This window comes from Chryseobacterium culicis (genome assembly GCF_900108365.1).
GTDB classification, from domain to species: Bacteria; Bacteroidota; Bacteroidia; order Flavobacteriales; family Weeksellaceae; genus Chryseobacterium; species Chryseobacterium culicis.
The window spans coordinates 437154-452674 of record NZ_FNWQ01000003.1; the positions used below are offsets into that span (position 1 = coordinate 437154).

The 15521-nt window shown below is 36.9% G+C and carries 16 protein-coding genes; 13 read left to right on the top strand and 3 right to left on the bottom strand.

Features of this window, described 5'->3' with window-relative positions:
- Positions 1-4: 4 nt before the first annotated feature.
- Complete coding sequence (locus tag BLW74_RS13635; RefSeq protein WP_089693025.1) at positions 5-889, bottom strand: GT-D fold domain-containing glycosyltransferase; 885 nt, start codon at positions 887-889, stop codon at positions 5-7.
- Between the two features lie 203 nt (positions 890-1092).
- On the opposite strand from BLW74_RS13635, the gene BLW74_RS13640 reads away from it, so the two are divergent.
- From BLW74_RS13640 to BLW74_RS13675, 8 genes are all read left to right on the top strand, one after another.
- Entirely contained in the window at positions 1093-2109 is a 1017-nt protein-coding gene (locus BLW74_RS13640; protein ID WP_089693027.1) for a hypothetical protein, read from the top strand.
- A 116-nt stretch (positions 2110-2225) separates the two neighbouring features.
- A complete protein-coding gene (locus BLW74_RS13645) occupies positions 2226-3425 on the top strand; it encodes a hypothetical protein (protein ID WP_089693030.1) in 1200 nt (399 codons plus the stop codon).
- A 3-nt stretch (positions 3426-3428) separates the two neighbouring features.
- Positions 3429-3965, top strand: coding sequence for an adenine phosphoribosyltransferase (locus BLW74_RS13650; protein WP_089693032.1), 537 nt, complete (start codon positions 3429-3431; stop codon positions 3963-3965).
- Between the two features lie 229 nt (positions 3966-4194).
- Positions 4195-4902, top strand: coding sequence for a YfgM family protein (locus tag BLW74_RS13655; protein ID WP_089693034.1), 708 nt, complete (start codon positions 4195-4197; stop codon positions 4900-4902).
- A 3-nt stretch (positions 4903-4905) separates the two neighbouring features.
- On the top strand, positions 4906-5424 hold the full coding sequence (gene ribH, locus BLW74_RS13660) for a 6,7-dimethyl-8-ribityllumazine synthase (protein ID WP_002982386.1): 519 nt from the start codon (positions 4906-4908) through the stop codon (positions 5422-5424).
- Positions 5425-5590: 166 nt separating this feature from the next.
- Entirely contained in the window at positions 5591-7669 is a 2079-nt protein-coding gene (locus BLW74_RS13665) for an LTA synthase family protein (protein WP_089693036.1), read from the top strand.
- Positions 7670-7735: 66 nt separating this feature from the next.
- The gene (gene ypfJ / locus BLW74_RS13670) at positions 7736-8599 is read left to right on the top strand and encodes a KPN_02809 family neutral zinc metallopeptidase (RefSeq protein ID WP_089693038.1); all 864 of its coding nucleotides are present in this window, start codon (positions 7736-7738) and stop codon (positions 8597-8599) included.
- 35 nt (positions 8600-8634) lie between these two features.
- The gene (locus BLW74_RS13675; protein WP_089693040.1) at positions 8635-8832 is read left to right on the top strand and encodes a hypothetical protein; all 198 of its coding nucleotides are present in this window, start codon (positions 8635-8637) and stop codon (positions 8830-8832) included.
- A 42-nt stretch (positions 8833-8874) separates the two neighbouring features.
- Here BLW74_RS13675 and BLW74_RS13680 read toward each other — a convergent pair whose 3' ends face one another.
- Positions 8875-9738 carry a GLPGLI family protein gene (locus BLW74_RS13680; RefSeq protein ID WP_089693042.1) on the bottom strand — a complete coding sequence of 288 codons (864 nt, stop codon included), beginning with the start codon at positions 9736-9738 and terminating at the stop codon, positions 8875-8877.
- 11 nt (positions 9739-9749) lie between these two features.
- Positions 9750-10700 carry a GLPGLI family protein gene (locus BLW74_RS13685; protein ID WP_089693044.1) on the bottom strand — a complete coding sequence of 317 codons (951 nt, stop codon included), beginning with the start codon at positions 10698-10700 and terminating at the stop codon, positions 9750-9752.
- Positions 10701-10913: 213 nt separating this feature from the next.
- Here BLW74_RS13685 and BLW74_RS13690 point away from each other — a divergent pair, with 213 nt between their 5' ends.
- From BLW74_RS13690 to sufD, 5 genes are all read left to right on the top strand, one after another.
- Positions 10914-11243 (top strand): HesB/IscA family protein, encoded by a 330-nt coding sequence (locus BLW74_RS13690; protein WP_045491822.1) that lies wholly within the window; start codon positions 10914-10916, stop codon positions 11241-11243.
- Positions 11244-11325: 82 nt separating this feature from the next.
- Positions 11326-12774 (top strand): Fe-S cluster assembly protein SufB, encoded by a 1449-nt coding sequence (gene sufB, locus BLW74_RS13695; RefSeq protein ID WP_089693046.1) that lies wholly within the window; start codon positions 11326-11328, stop codon positions 12772-12774.
- Positions 12775-13016: 242 nt separating this feature from the next.
- Positions 13017-13760 carry a Fe-S cluster assembly ATPase SufC gene (sufC, locus tag BLW74_RS13700; protein WP_089693048.1) on the top strand — a complete coding sequence of 248 codons (744 nt, stop codon included), beginning with the start codon at positions 13017-13019 and terminating at the stop codon, positions 13758-13760.
- Positions 13761-13986: 226 nt separating this feature from the next.
- The gene (locus BLW74_RS22805) at positions 13987-14097 is read left to right on the top strand and encodes a four helix bundle protein (protein WP_262487323.1); all 111 of its coding nucleotides are present in this window, start codon (positions 13987-13989) and stop codon (positions 14095-14097) included.
- 109 nt (positions 14098-14206) lie between these two features.
- Positions 14207-15514 (top strand): Fe-S cluster assembly protein SufD, encoded by a 1308-nt coding sequence (gene sufD / locus BLW74_RS13710; protein ID WP_089693050.1) that lies wholly within the window; start codon positions 14207-14209, stop codon positions 15512-15514.
- Positions 15515-15521: the final 7 nt, after the last annotated feature.

Consider the following 15521-nt stretch of genomic DNA (forward strand, 5'->3'; position numbering starts at 1 on the left):
TAATCTACATTCTCTTTATTATGGAACTTTCATATTTCACCCTCTCTCCTACTGGTATTTCTACAATTTGTTCTTTAACAGCTTCATTCACCAATCTTCCGGCAACAGGTACTTTTTCCTGAGCATTCTGCAAATACCACATATATTCTAAATCTACATGCCCTATATCTATTGTCCAGATGTTTTCTTTTGCCAGATCATAAGCCATTACCGTTGCTGTAGGACCTAATGCCAAAAGTACCAGTTTATCTCTTCCAAAAGCTTTAATTTCAGAAAAAATTTCCTGGTATGAATAAAAGGCATCTTTCGCCGGGCAAAGAATTCGCTGTAGAGATTTTACATCATCAAAAAGGTCATTTCCAACTCCTAATCTTGAATATTCACCTTCTACAATCAAAATATCCTGATCTTTCCAAAGCTTTTTTATTTTCACCAGAATTTCAGGAATGTGTTTTTTGGTTTCGTAATCCAAGTAAAATCTTGTAATAAAAGCATTAGAATATTTTTTCTTCGGGTTCAGATGATGCGAAATCTGAACACCCACTGTATTGATGTAATTCAACCACCAAAATTTCACCCTCCAATTGAGATTATTCCTCAGAGAGAACGTTTCAGGAATAGCAACGAGATGATTAGGCAAATCTGAGGTGAGAACTTCACGGAGCCTATTCGTCATTTCTTCACTCCCATTTTGAAAGCCAATGCCAGCAGTGTTCAGTACCAAACGAAATTCTCCGTCTCCAAATCTGCTGATATTTTTTTTATGAATACGGATTTCATCTATGGTTTCTGCCAGAGATTCCACATTATAAAATGGAAAATTTTTCCTCAGCTTCCAGGTGCTAAGAAAAAAACGGTAGTAATGATATCTTTTCTTTAAACTGTTCATTAAGTTTGAAATTAGCGGGATCACATCACAAAAAGCCGTGAACCGATCTCAACAATTAATACAAATAAAATTACATTATTTTTCCCAACAAAAGCTGAGATCGTAAAATATCTATGCCTTGTTAATGCTTAAACAGAAATATGTAACAAAATAAAATTATAAAAGACTGATTGTTAAAATAATCTGTAAAACATACGCTTACTATGAAAACAAAATTTGTCATTTACTCATTATTTATATTTCTGTCCAGTTTTCTTCAGGCTCAAACCGTCACATTTGTTTCAGAAAAAACAAATCAGCCCCTCCCAAGGGTTTCAGTATTTGGAAAAGACGGAAACATACTGGCATTCTCTGATATTGAAGGGAAAATTGATAAACAGGCATTATCTCCCGCACAGGAAAAGTTTCAGCTGGTGTATAATAATTTTCCGGTGGCCACACTCTCCTATTCTGACTTTGATCAGCCGGTTATCAAGCTTAATGATCAGGTCAGGGAAATTGAAACCATCGTCCTCAAAAATAGCAAACCTGCCCGATATATATTCATCAAAGGAAATTTTAACGCCTACGTAACCGTAAACGGTAAACTGAACAGCTATGCCGATGGAATGGTAACGTATATTTTTGATAATAAATCCAAAAAACTGAAGAGTACCAATGTAGAACAGTACAGGATTTTCAGGCTGACGGAACCTAAAAATGAGAAAAAAGAAACATCTTCATGGGACTATGGTAACTCTTTACAGCTCCCAAAACTTAAAAACGTAGGAAATCCGGAAGATTATAAAACGAAAAGAAATACAATCAAAGAACTAAAAGGTGACCGAAAAGATCAGATTGAAGTAACCGGAGCCGCGCTTCAGGAAAAGGAATTCTCCCTGTTCGGATTCAGATTTTTTGATATCAGAACCATCCTGAATATGTCTTTCGAAAAAGGATCTGAAAAAACACTGAAGGATTTTCTTGAATACAACGAGGTGGCATTTGTAAAATTAAAACATAAAAGCGAGCCGGATTACAACCAGATCATCCTTTACAATAACTTTTATCCTACTGAATTACGTTTTAGTAATGAAAATGATGTTGAGAAAGTGAAGTTTGACAAAGAAAGCAGTAATTATAAAACATCGTATTGGCAGGATCCTTCATTCCCGAATATGCAGACTATCTTCAGCAATTTTTTCAAAGGAGCTCTGAAAGAACAACCCAACAAAAAATAAGAATATAGAATTATGGCTATCGTTAAAAAGAAATAAAATAAGCAGCAAAACATAAAGTGAAAATAAAATCCAGTATTAATAAAGGTTTTATTAAATTTGCAACAAACCAAATAAAAATGAAAAAGTTTTCTTTTCTACTTGTTTTCAGTCTGTTGCTTTTTACAGCATGTAAGAAAGATCATGTAGATGCTACGAATACTAAAACACTGCAGTCAAGTATCAACGATATGACTTCCAGTTTACCTACCATTAAACAGATTAAGTTTAATGAGGCTCTTTATATCCTAAAAACATTTGGTGTAGAAGCAGATGGTGATATTAACGAGCTAAAAGCCCTTGGAAAACTGATTAATGGAAAAAAAGTTCCTGAAATCATGTCGCTTGCAGACGAAGTGGCACAGAAAAACGGAATAGAATGGGCAAGTACTGCCCCGCCGTCACTGGGAGAAATGAATATCTTCGGGGATGATAAAGCCAAAGAGAGTGATCCTAATGATGTGAAAGCCGGATCATTAACCCTTGTAACAAGACCTACAGGAGATGATGGATCAGGTGCACCTACAGCTATTCAGATCGTTCCCAGACTTGTAGATACAGCAGGAAATCCTGTTTCATTTACAGGAGCTGGTCTTGAAGCGACTCTTGAAGTATTCAGTAACGGGGTAAGATTAGCAACAGCAAAAAACCTGATGCAGGATAATAACTTTAAAGGATTCAACCTGAAATTTTCTTCTATTCCTGCTGCAAAAGTGGTAGACAACAAAATAGATATCACAGTTTCTGTAAAAACAACTGCAAAAACTTTTAAAATGTCAAAAATCGGACTTGACGTCAATGCCGCTGCCTTGAAAGTTCCTGCCATTCCTAAAACCGACACTACTGCTGTACCGGAACAGCCAAGCGCTGTAGTAGATCCAAACAATCCATCTGCTACCACAGGAACTGCTACAGATCCTTCAACTGCTGCTCCTGCAACTCCGGCAGCTCCGAAACAACCCACAGCAGATCCCAAAAATACAGTAAGCAAGTTTTTGAACAGTGTAAGCTCACAGAATTTAAAAGCAGCTTATGAAACAGCCAGCAACCCTAGCTGGGGAAGCTATGAGTCTTTCTCCAATCCTACTTCAGGCTTTGGATCTGTAAAAAATGTAAGCGTAAAGAACATTACAACAAGCGGAGCTAATGCTAACAGTGCAAGCGTAAATGCTACTTATGATGTAACGGATAAAAGCGGGAAAACCACTTCCTTAAAAGTAACTTTCGGGCTTAAAAATGTAAATGGAGACTGGAAGATATCCAGCTATAAAATCAATTAATAAATGGCTTCAGCAGAACTGATCAAAAAATTAGAAGAAACAATTGAAAATATCCCTGATTTTCCTATTCCGGGAATACAGTTTAAGGATATTTCACCCATCTTTTTAAATCCGAAACTTTATGAAGACGTTATTTCAGATCTTGCAGCCTTCAGCAAAGGGAAAGTAGATGCAGTCTGTGGAATAGAAAGCAGAGGTTATTTATTCGGAATCGCTATTGCTGTAGCACTGGAAGTTCCGTTTATTTTAATCAGAAAAGCGGGAAAGCTTCCTCCACCTGTCATTTCAGAAAAATATGACCTGGAATATGGAAGTGCAGTCATTGAAACCCGCGAAGGACAACTAAAACCGGGACAGAGAGTTTTGATTCATGATGATCTTTTGGCAACGGGAGGCACTACAGAAGCCGCTGCAAAGCTGGTTGAAAAACAAGGTGCAACGGTTTCCCAGTTCAGTTTCCTTATCGGATTAAAAGATTTGAATGGTGATGAAAAGCTGAAGAAGTTTGGTGCTGAAGTGTACCATATTTTAGGCTATTAAAGGTAAGACATATATGCTTCGACAAGCTCAGCATGACAAGGCTAATAATTTACTGTGAAATAAGAACAGGTAGTAGTAGAGTTGTCATTCTGAGCCTGCCGGAGCGTCTTTTTTTAATAAATCCCTCATTCGCCAATAACAATTCACAACATTTCATCAATAATACTCACAAAGTATTTTGTAAATCATTCAGAAACAATTAAATTTGCATTTCAATTTTTAAAAACTTATGGCAAAATTGGGAAAGAGTGCTCAGAATGAGCAAGAAGGTAAAGAAACGGTTGAGTTCTTTAAAGACCTTGACAGAGAAGCTTTAAACACTGAAAGATTTGTTGAAAAATACTCAAAACCTCTAGGTTTTGTATTTGGGGCATTAATCTTAGGCGTTTTAGGATTCTTCGCTTACAAGCAATTTGTAGTGGCTCCAAAGAATGCTGAAGCTGTGAAAAGTTTCCTTTCTGCTCAAAAAAGTCTTACTGAAGGTAAAGATAAAGATGCTTTGGGTGGAAAATCTGCAGCTAACCCAGGTTTTATCGGTACATATAACGAATATTCTTCTACACAAATTGGTAAACTTTCTTCTTATAATGCTGGTTTACTGAAATTCAAAGAAGGAAAATTCCAGGAAGCTTATGATCTTTTAGACCAGTTTTCATCTGATAACAAAACTTTAGTAGCAATGAAATACGGAGCTATGGCAGATGCAAAGTCAGGTCTTAACAAAAATGATGAGGCTTTAGCTTTGTTAGACAAAGCAGCTACTGCTTCTGATGATCCTTACACCACCTACTACTTCACAAGAAAAGCTGGAATTGTTGCGCTGGGATTGAAGAAAAATGCAGAAGCTAAAAAATACTTCGCTACAATTGACGAGAAATATCAGGACTACGACAACGGAATGTCTGATTCTTATATTGAAATGACTAAATATTACTAAAAAATGGCAACAGTTAATCTTTCCGATTACAAGCCACTTCATATAACCAATGCCGAAGATTTTTCTATCGGCATTGTTTTTTCTGAGTGGAATGATTTTGTAACGTACAATCTTCGTGATGCAGCTTTGGAAATACTTGAGAAAGAAGGAGTAAAATCTGAAAACATCAAACTTTTCCCTGTTCCCGGAGCCTTTGAATTGAGCTACGCAAGCATGCAGCTTTGCAAAGAGCGAAAATATGATGCAGTAATTTCTATCGGATGTGTAATCCGTGGAGAAACCCCTCATTTTGACTATGTATGTTCTGCAGTGGCACAGGGAATAAAAGACTGCAACATCATGACTGATACTCCAACTATTTTCTGTGTATTAACAGATGACACCAAAGAGCAATCTATCGCGAGAAGCGGTGGAGATCTTGGAAACAAAGGGGTAGAAGCAGCCGTTACAGCATTAAGAATGATTGATTTCAAAAAGAAACTATCAGATAAAAAAGGAAATATCGGATTCGGACACTCTTAACCGGGAACAACCTTTACACAATATCAGGACTATTTTTTAATAGTCCTTTTTTATTAGAGCATCTCTGAAACATAAATCTAATTAATAAACGGATGTTTTTGTTTTTTTGCTTCAAAAGTTCTGTACAAAAACTATCTTTGTGAAAACTAATAAAAACAGTACATACATGTTTTTAAGCAAAATAAAACCGTTCCTATATTTAGGAGTTTTCTATCTTATTGTTTCTTTGATAATAAGAACAGTATTCTTTTTTCATCCTATCACCACAGCCGGTTTTGGGTTTTTCGAAGTTATAAAAGTTTTGCTGATAGGTCTGGTGAATGACATTTTTGTTTTCATATTGGCCAGTTCTATCCTTGCAATTTACTTCCTCTTTCTGTCTGATTCAAAATATAAAAAGCCTTACGGATACATTATTTTGAGTGCACTCGTTTTGTTCTTCCTTTATATCTGGCTTATACCCAATAATATATTCAAGCAGTATGGAGGATCAATTATGGAGATCGCATTAGTTTTTGTAGGCATAAAAACCCTTTTCTTCGGACTGATGCTTTTTCTTCCTGCACAAAGAATTAAGATTCGTAATGCTCTATATTTCATCACATTATTACTCTATGTTCTTCTGATTATCTTCAACGGAGTCAGCGAATACTTTTTTTACAATGAATTTGGAGTCCGCTATAATTTCATTGCGGTAGATTATCTTATTTACACCAATGAAGTGATCGGGAATATCATGGAAAGCTATCCTGTAATTCCATTATTTTCAGGAATAATGATCATTACACTTACCATCACATGGTTCATTTATAAAAAGACAAAAGATGAACTGCTGGAATTGCCAGATTTTAAACAAAAAATGGTGCTTTTAGGCAGTTTTATGGTCCTTTGTGCCCTTAGTGCCCTTGCGATACCATCTTTAATGCAAATCCGGTCAGACAATGTTTTTGCAGATGAAATTGAAGCCAACGGCCTTCCTAAATTCTACTGGGCCTTTACTCATAATGAACTGGATTATTTCCAGTTTTATTCACAGATTAACCAACAGCAGGCTGAAAAGAATTTCCTAAGCCAATATCCACAGCAGACACTCTCAAGATCTGTGGTTGCAGAACAGCCTGAAGTTAAGAAAAATGTTGTATTGATCTCTATTGAAAGCCTTTCCGCAGATTTCATGGAACATTATGGCAACACTCAAAAAATCACCCCTTTTCTGGACAGCCTTGCAGAGAAGTCATTGATGTTTACCAACCTGTATGCAACGGGAAACAGAACGGTGCGCGGCCTGGAAGCTTTAACGCTTTGTATTCCTCCTACAGCAGGAGAAAGTATCATTAAGCGGGATGATAATAAAAATAAATTTACAACCGGAAGTGTTTTCAAATCCAAAGGATACGATGTCAAGTTTCTATACGGAGGATACAGCTATTTTGACAATATGCAGGACTTCTTCGCCGGAAACGGCTATGGCATTATAGACAGAAACAATTTTAAGCCCGAAGAAATCACTTTTGCCAATGTTTGGGGGGTAGCTGATGAAGATATGGCTAAAAAAGCAATTCAGGTGATGAATGCTGAAGCAAAATCCGGGAAACCGTTTTTCAATCACTGGATGACTGTTTCCAATCACAGGCCATTTACTTACCCTGACGGAAGAATAGATATTCCGGGAACAGCAAAATCACGTGAAGGAGGCGTAAAATATACCGACTACTCTCTTAAACTGTTCTTCGAAATGGCTAAAAAACAGGATTGGTATAAAAACACTGTTTTTGTGATCATTGCAGACCACTGTGCCTCAAGTGCCGGAAAAACGGAACTTCCGATGGATAAATACAGAATTCCCGCGATGGTCTTTTCAGAAGGATTTATACCAGCTCAAAAATTTGAGGGATTGATGTCTCAGATCGACTTGATGCCTACTGTTTTAGGGCTATTGAATTTCAGCTATCAATCTAAATTTCTGGGACAGGATGTATTCAAAAAAGAATTCCAGCCTAAAGCTTATATTGCAACCTATCAGGATCTGGGGTTCGTGAAAGACGGGCGTCTTACGATTATTTCTCCGGTAAAAAAAGTAAAACAATATTCTCTGGAACTGGAAAAAAGCGATCTACCGCCGGCATTTAAGCTGTATTATGACGAAAAATTAATAAAAAAAGCAGATCAGAAACTGGTAGATGATGCCGTATCGGCTTATCAGTCTACTTCGTACTGGTTAAAGACGAAACAGCTTAACAGATAAAGATCTAAATATTTTTCGCTTATAGTTTGGCGTAAATTATTTAAATTAACACATAAATTTATTATCATGAAATGGACAGACGACAGAGGCGGAAACGTTGATGACCGCCGTGGTTCCGGAGGAGGAAGTGGAGGTATGATTGTAGGAGGAGGACTTGGAACTCTTATTATAGCAGCCATCGTATTCTTTTTGGGAGGTGACCCATCCGGTATTTTGAATTCCGGCAGCATGCAGTCTTCAGGAAATCCTACTGAACAAAGAGAGCTTACGGCCGGTGAAAAACAGGTCGGAGAAATGGTTGATATGATGGCCAAATGGAATATCCTTACCTGGGATCAGATATTTAAAGAAAATGGAATGACTTACAGTGCTCCACAAGTAGTTCTTTTTGAAAATACAACCTCTTCTGCATGTGGTACTGCACAGTCTGCCATGGGACCTTTCTATTGTCCTGCTGATCAGAAAGTGTATATGGATATGAGTTTCTTCAATGAACTTCAGCAGAAATTCGGAGCTAAAGTAACAGAATTTACAGTAGCTTATGTTCTTGCTCACGAAGTGGGGCATCATGTACAGACTCTATTGGGAACCACACAAAAAGTGGATGCGCTAAGAAGAAGCGGAAGATATTCTGAAGAACAGCTGAACAGAGTGTCTGTAGCAACAGAGCTCCAGGCAGATTTCTATGCCGGAGTATGGGCAAAAAGAACCAATGACAGCAAGCATATCCTTGAACCCGGAGACATTGAGTCAGCAATTGATGCTGCAGAGGCGGTAGGAGATGATAATATTCAGAAAAGAGCACAGGGATATGTAAATCAGGAAAGTTTTACTCACGGGTCTTCTGCACAGCGTAAAGAATGGTTTATGAAAGGATATAACACCGGAGACATCAGACAGGGAGATACTTTCAACCAATTATTGAAATAATTTTTATATATTAGTGGTTTATAAAACTAATTTCAATGAAAACCAAAAAAAATTTTGAGAACAAAGCTGTTAAGCTTTCTAAAGATGCAATGAAAAATATCGGGGGTGGAATGAAGCATACACCATGTCATTCATACAATGTAGAAGACAGAAGACCTGGAGCTTCAGCTCTATGGATTCAAAAACTGCAGACATTTGCACATAACTTTATGTATTGCCCTGATCATCTATAACAAAATATAAAAACCCTGAAATATTTTCAGGGTTTTTTATTTTTATTGCAGTTCGATTGGATTAGAGTTTTTCTTAGCTTCATCTTTTACCCTTTCCTCCATTCTCTTTCTCATATCGGCAGGGTTTGGGTTTCCGCCACCCCCAGGACCTCTTCCACCGCCGCCAGCTCTCACAGTCATTGAAAACCCGCCTTGTCCGCCACCGCTTTGGTTCATGAATGACATGGGATCTGTTCTAAATTTTTGCTGCTGTTTCAGATAATCTGTTCTTTTTACTTTTACTGCATTTCCAAACTGATTCAAAGTAGGAAATTCAGCAATTTTATAATTCTTCATTAAGTCAAAGGAATAATCTCCTTTATCATCTTCTATTTTTACAATCAGCCCCGGAAGTCCGCCAAATTTATAGGGCCCATCCTGATAGGGAAGATCCGTTGTAAACCAGGCGGTCCATTTTCTTCCTCCAAAATCAGTTTCAGCTTTCTGAACTTTATACTCTCCTATTTTTCTGGTTTCTGACTCAATTTTCCAGTTCAGAGGTCTGTCTTCCTCATACGAATAAAGATCACGCCCGATTCTGTCTTTAAAATACGTCTTTTGGTTTGTTTTGTCTTTTTCCACAGAATAATTGATATTGGATCTTAAACCCTCCATCTGTTCTCTGTTGATACTTCCTCTTCCGCCTCCGCCCTGAAATGCCTTTTGCATAATAGAATCTCTTTTGATCCTGTTTTCAGAGTAAAATACAGATTTTTCAGGGGAAATATCCAGATAGGCGTTTTCAGTCTTGATATCTGATTTATTTTCAGCATCAGGCTTCATAGTCACCTGATACACAAACCGGTTTGTTTGTGCAGAAACATTCTGTATGAAGAGTGCTAATGCGATAATACCTAATTTTTTCATTTATATTTTATTTATTTTAATTCAATTGGATTTTGTGCAGTATTGGTAAACGAAGGCATTTCTACAGATGAACTTTGTGATGTCATACTTCCCTGGCTGTCTCCAGCCATTCCGCCTCTGTGCATTCCACCGCCGTGGCCGCCGCCTCTCATTCCTCCTCCATTCATTCCGCGGCCCATGCCGCCTCCATGTCTTCCACCTCCCATATTCATATTTCCTACTCCGTTATAGCCAGCAACTGCCTTTCTATTTTTCCCAAACTCTAATTCCAAGGCAGCTTTATCACCATGAAAATTGGTTCTTGTACTTAGCTTGGCATCAGAACTTATCTGTTCTTCAAAAGCATTTTTAACTGTAATCTTATTAACAAGATCAAATTTATAATCTCCTTTATCATCTTCAAGCTTTACAATCAATCCCGGTAATCCCGAAAATTTGTAGGGTCCGTCAGACAGTGGAATTTCCTTGGTGAACCACGCTGTCCACACTCTTCCTCCGAACTCTGCAACGGCTTTCTGGGCGGGATATCCGTTTTGTTTTTCTATACCATGGGTCACTTCCCATTTTACAGGTCTGTCTTCCTGATAATAAATTTGTTTTCCGGCTGCCCTCTCATAGTAATACACTTTCTGTTCCGGAATGGCTTTGGTAATAAAATATTCAAAAAAAGTTGGTTCGACAGGTTTTTTTCCCTCTCTCTTCGAAAAATCTTTTTCTTCTTTTTTATCATTTTCTTTCGCTTCTGATCTGAGCGCCAAAAAAAGAGAATCTCTTTTTAGTTTATTTTCACTGATAAATAAAGAACGGTCTCCTTTAACATCCAGAAAAGTCCGCTCACTTTTCATACTTACCAGATTGATGGAATCCGGATTTACCAGTGTCTCGTATACATATCGTGTGGTTTGACCGTAAGACATTGCTGCGAAAAGCAACACAAAAAAAGCAACTGTTTTTTGTCTCATTACCAATTTTCTTTATAGATCAAAAATAAGATTCAAGGTTAAAACCTGTAAGAATATCTTCTCATTGAATGGCTGTATTTATCTTTTTTTAACATAATTCCTCCCTCTTTACAGAGCTATTAATATAAGAATCATTAAAATAGATATCTTCGATTTGAGATTGCGGAAATTAGTTCGTATTTTTGCATCATTAAATCATTCTAAATAAATACAATGATAAAAGTATCAGACTATGCAAAGGAGAAAGCCATCCAGTTGATGACGGAAGATGGTTTTAACCCTGCTGAAGATTATATAAGAGTAGGGGTGAAAAGCGGTGGATGCTCTGGTTTAGAGTATGTTTTAAAGTTTGATAACCAAAAAACAGACGCAGATCAGATATTTGAAGATAATAACATTAAAATTATTATAGATAAAAAATCCATCCTTTATCTGGCAGGAACAACTCTTGAGTATTCAGGAGGATTGAACGGGAAAGGGTTTGTTTTTAATAACCCTAATGCATCCAGAACATGTGGATGTGGAGAATCATTTAGTCTTTAGAAAAAGACATTGGATTCTAGATTTCAGACCTCAGAACTTTTCTGACTTCTGAAATCGAAAATCTGAAATCTAAAAAAAAATAATGAGTAAATATACAGAAGACGATTTAAGAGTCGATCTAGAAAATAAAAAATATGAATTCGGTTGGGAAACGAAGATTGATTATGAAGATTTCCCGATCGGTTTAAATGAGGACATCATCCGTGCCATCTCTGCTAAAAAAGAGGAGCCGGAGTGGATGACTGAATGGCGATTGGAGTCTTTTAAAATCTGGCAGAAAATGGTAGAGCCTGAATGGGCCAATATCAATTATGAAAAGCCGGATTTTCAGGCAATCCGTTACTATGCTGCTCCTAAAGTAAAGCCTGAACTGGCCAGTCTTGACGAAGTGGATCCTGAGTTATTGAAAACATTTGAAAAGCTAGGGATTAATATCGAAGAGCAAAAAAGACTTTCAGGAGTTGCCGTAGATATCGTAATGGACTCAATTTCTGTGAAAACCACTTTCCAGGATACATTGGCAGAAAAAGGAATTATTTTCTGTTCCATCTCTGAGGCTATTAAAAACCATCCGGATTTAGTGAGAAAATATCTGGGTAAAGTAGTTCCAAGAGGAGATAATTTTTACGCAGCACTGAATTCCGCAGTATTTTCTGACGGAAGTTTCTGCTATATTCCCAAGGGCGTAAAATGCCCTATGGAGCTTTCCACCTATTTCCGTATCAATCAGGCTGGTACAGGACAGTTTGAAAGAACGCTTCTTGTGGCAGATGAAGGAAGTTATGTTTCTTATCTTGAAGGCTGTACAGCACCGTCAAGAGATGAGAACCAGCTTCACGCAGCTGTTGTAGAATTGATCGCCTTAGATAATGCTGAGATTAAATATTCAACAGTTCAGAACTGGTATCCGGGTAATGAAGAAGGAAAAGGAGGTGTATTCAACTTTGTAACGAAAAGAGGGCTTTGCGAAAGAAATGCAAAAATCTCCTGGACACAGGTAGAAACAGGTTCTGCAGTAACATGGAAATATCCGTCTTGTATTCTTAAAGGAGACAATTCTATCGGAGAGTTCTACTCTATTGCGGTTACCAACAATCATCAGTATGCAGATACCGGAACAAAAATGATCCACATCGGAAAGAATACCAGATCAACAATTATCTCAAAAGGTATTTCTGCCGGAAAATCTCAAAATTCGTACAGAGGACAGGTGAAAGTAATGCCTTCTGCAAAAGGAGCCAGAAACTTCTCGCAGTGTGATTCTCTATTGATGGGTAATGAGTGTGGGGCACATACTTTCCCTTATATTGAAATCAAAGACCCTACAGCGCAGTTAGAGCATGAGGCAACAACTTCAAAAATCGGGGAAGACCAGATTTTCTACTGCAACCAGAGAGGTATTGATACAGAAAGAGCAATTGCTCTGATTGTGAATGGATTCAGCAAAGAAGTTTTAAATAAACTTCCTATGGAATTTGCTATTGAAGCTCAGAAATTACTTGAGATTTCATTAGAAGGTTCTGTGGGATAATTCCATTCTCCCCAAAAAGATCTATCAGAGAAAAACTAACTGATTTATTGGCAAGGTTTTCAGCGTTTTTATCAGATCAAAAAAACTGTTTTATACGGTTATAAATTGTAATCTTCACAGGAGATTATAACAAACATAAAATATAAAAAGCTCCAACCCGTCTGCCCAGGAAATGTTCCGGATAAAGACAATATTTACAGGAAGGAAGCTCATACAATTATAAAAAGCAAAAGTTAGCAAGAATGTTACAAATTAAAGACCTTCACGCCAAAATTGAAGATGGCGCAGAAATATTAAAAGGTATTAATCTTGAAATAAAGCCGGGCGAAGTTCACGCTATTATGGGGCCGAACGGAGCCGGAAAATCTACTCTATCTTCTGTAATCGCCGGAAAGGAAGATTATGAAGTAACTGGTGGAGAGATTCTTTTCCAGGGAGAAGATATCAGTGAAGATGCTCCTGAAGACAGAGCCCACAAAGGAATTTTCCTTTCTTTCCAGTATCCAGTGGAAATTCCGGGAGTTTCTGTAACGAACTTTATCAAAGCTGCTTTGAATGAAACAAGAAAAGCAAACGGACTGGAAGAGATGCCTGCTAAAGAAATGCTTGCATTAATCCGTGAGAAGTCTGAAAAACTGGGAATTAAGAAAGATTTCCTTTCAAGATCACTGAATGAAGGATTCTCAGGAGGTGAAAAGAAAAGAAACGAGATCTTCCAGATGATGATGCTTGATCCTAAATTAGCGATTCTGGATGAAACTGATTCCGGATTGGATATTGATGCCTTAAGAATCGTTGCAGATGGAGTAAACCACTTTAAAAATGAAGGAAATGCAGTTCTTTTGATTACCCACTATCAGAGATTGCTAAACTATATCCAGCCTGATTTTGTTCACGTTTTAGCAGATGGAAAAATCATCAAAACAGGTGATAAATCTTTAGCATTAGAGCTTGAAGAAAAAGGGTACGACTGGCTTCTTAATTAATTTGAAATTAAATATTTGAGATTTGAAATTATGGCCACTATAAATAATTTTGAGGATTTAGATATATGGAAAAATCCGGGGAATTATGCCAAAAAATTTTCATCTCACTAATACAAAATTCAAATTGCAGTCAAAATATTAAAAATCAAATCGACCGTTCATCTGCTTCTGTAATGCAGAAGGCTTTGAAAGGGAAGGAAATAAAGAGTTTATTAATTTTTTATCTATGTCGAAAGGATCATGTGGAGAAGTAAGATCTCAGTTGATCAGAGCATTTGATAGAGATTTTATTAACGAGAATGAATTTAATGATTTGAAAAAAGATTATGCGGATTAATCAAAAATGATTTCAGGTTTTATGAAGTATTTAAAAGCTACTGAACATAACGGAAATAAATTTAACCGCTCATAATTTCAAATCTCAAATTTCAAATTTCAAATAAACAATGAGTTTAAAAGAACAAATTATAGAGAACCATAATGAATTTTTGGAGAGTCTTCGTCACAGATTTCTGGACGACAGCAGAAAAGCTGCTCTTCAAAGATTTGCCAACCTAGGTTTTCCTACAAAAAAAGACGAAGAATATAAATATACCAATCTAAAGGAGATCACGGAAAAAAGCTACAACTTCTTCCCGAAAGAGAGCCACAATATCACCAAAGAACAGTTTGACGAACTGCACCTTGGGGAAGAAAATTTTGATTGGATTGTTTTTGTAAACGGTAAACTTCACAAAGAACTTTCTAAAGTTTCTATTGAAAATGTAGAATTTCTTTCATTCAATTATGCATTGAATGACGACAGGCATAAAGAGGTTTTTGAAAAATATTTCAATACCATTGCTTCTCAAGAACAAGCGTTTACCAACCTTAACCTTGCTTATTGCAAGTATGGTTTCTTCCTGAAAGTTCCTAAAAATGTAGTGATTGAAAAACCAATCCACGTTTTTTATATTTCTCAAAATCAGGAGGAAAATACATTCTATAATACAAGAAACCTTTTGATTGTAGAAGAAGGAGCAAAAGTAGAAGTGATTGAAAGCCACCATAATTTTGACAGCACTTATGTATTGACAAACTCTGTAACGGAGATCTTTACCTACCCTAATGCAAAAGCAGACTGGCACAAGCTTCAAAATGACAACAACACAACTTACCTTATTGACAATACTTTTGCAAGACAGGAGAAAGACAGCTTAACAACTGTTAATACTTTCTCTTTCGGCGGTAAATTGGTAAGAAACAACCTTGATTTTATTCATAATGGATCTAATATCAATTCATTCATGAACGGAATCACAATCATCGGGAAAGATCAGTTGGTAGACCATCACACGGCAGTTCACCACAACTTCCCGAACTGTGAAAGTTACCAGAACTATAAAGGTATCTTTGACGGTAATGCGCACGGGGTTTTCAATGGAAAAGTTTTCGTTGATAAAATTGCTCAGAAGACAAACGCTTATCAGCAGAATAACAACGTATTGCTAAGTGAAGGGGCTAGTATTGATACCAAACCTCAGTTAGAGATCTTTGCTGATGATGTAAAATGTTCTCACGGCTGTACAGTAGGCCAACTGAATGAAGATGCTTTATTCTACCTGAGAGCAAGAGGAATTTCTAAAAAGGAGGCACAGGCATTACTTTTATATGCTTTTGCCAATGATGCAATGCAGAACATTGATATAGAACCTCTAAAAGAGAAAATTTCAAAGTTGTTGGCAGAGAAACTGGAAGTTGATATAGAATTCTAAGACTTAT

Excerpts from the sequence above, each read along its gene's own strand:
- BLW74_RS13645 (WP_089693030.1), top strand. The coding sequence starts at position 2,226 with ATGAAAAAGTTTTCTTTTCTACTTGTTTTCAGTCTGTTGCTTTTTACA.
- BLW74_RS13690 (WP_045491822.1), top strand. The coding sequence starts at position 10,914 with ATGATAAAAGTATCAGACTATGCAAAGGAGAAAGCCATCCAGTTGATG.
- BLW74_RS13655 (WP_089693034.1), top strand. The coding sequence starts at position 4,195 with ATGGCAAAATTGGGAAAGAGTGCTCAGAATGAGCAAGAAGGTAAAGAA.
- BLW74_RS13675 (WP_089693040.1), top strand. The coding sequence starts at position 8,635 with ATGAAAACCAAAAAAAATTTTGAGAACAAAGCTGTTAAGCTTTCTAAA.
- BLW74_RS13685 (WP_089693044.1), bottom strand. The coding sequence starts at position 10,700 with ATGAGACAAAAAACAGTTGCTTTTTTTGTGTTGCTTTTCGCAGCAATG.
- BLW74_RS13680 (WP_089693042.1), bottom strand. The coding sequence starts at position 9,738 with ATGAAAAAATTAGGTATTATCGCATTAGCACTCTTCATACAGAATGTT.
- sufC (WP_089693048.1), top strand. The coding sequence starts at position 13,017 with ATGTTACAAATTAAAGACCTTCACGCCAAAATTGAAGATGGCGCAGAA.
- BLW74_RS13635 (WP_089693025.1), bottom strand. The coding sequence starts at position 889 with ATGAACAGTTTAAAGAAAAGATATCATTACTACCGTTTTTTTCTTAGC.
- ribH (WP_002982386.1), top strand. The coding sequence starts at position 4,906 with ATGGCAACAGTTAATCTTTCCGATTACAAGCCACTTCATATAACCAAT.
- BLW74_RS22805 (WP_262487323.1), top strand. The coding sequence starts at position 13,987 with ATGTCGAAAGGATCATGTGGAGAAGTAAGATCTCAGTTGATCAGAGCA.
- BLW74_RS13665 (WP_089693036.1), top strand. The coding sequence starts at position 5,591 with ATGTTTTTAAGCAAAATAAAACCGTTCCTATATTTAGGAGTTTTCTAT.
- BLW74_RS13650 (WP_089693032.1), top strand. The coding sequence starts at position 3,429 with ATGGCTTCAGCAGAACTGATCAAAAAATTAGAAGAAACAATTGAAAAT.
- sufD (WP_089693050.1), top strand. The coding sequence starts at position 14,207 with ATGAGTTTAAAAGAACAAATTATAGAGAACCATAATGAATTTTTGGAG.
- BLW74_RS13640 (WP_089693027.1), top strand. The coding sequence starts at position 1,093 with ATGAAAACAAAATTTGTCATTTACTCATTATTTATATTTCTGTCCAGT.
- ypfJ (WP_089693038.1), top strand. The coding sequence starts at position 7,736 with ATGAAATGGACAGACGACAGAGGCGGAAACGTTGATGACCGCCGTGGT.
- sufB (WP_089693046.1), top strand. The coding sequence starts at position 11,326 with ATGAGTAAATATACAGAAGACGATTTAAGAGTCGATCTAGAAAATAAA.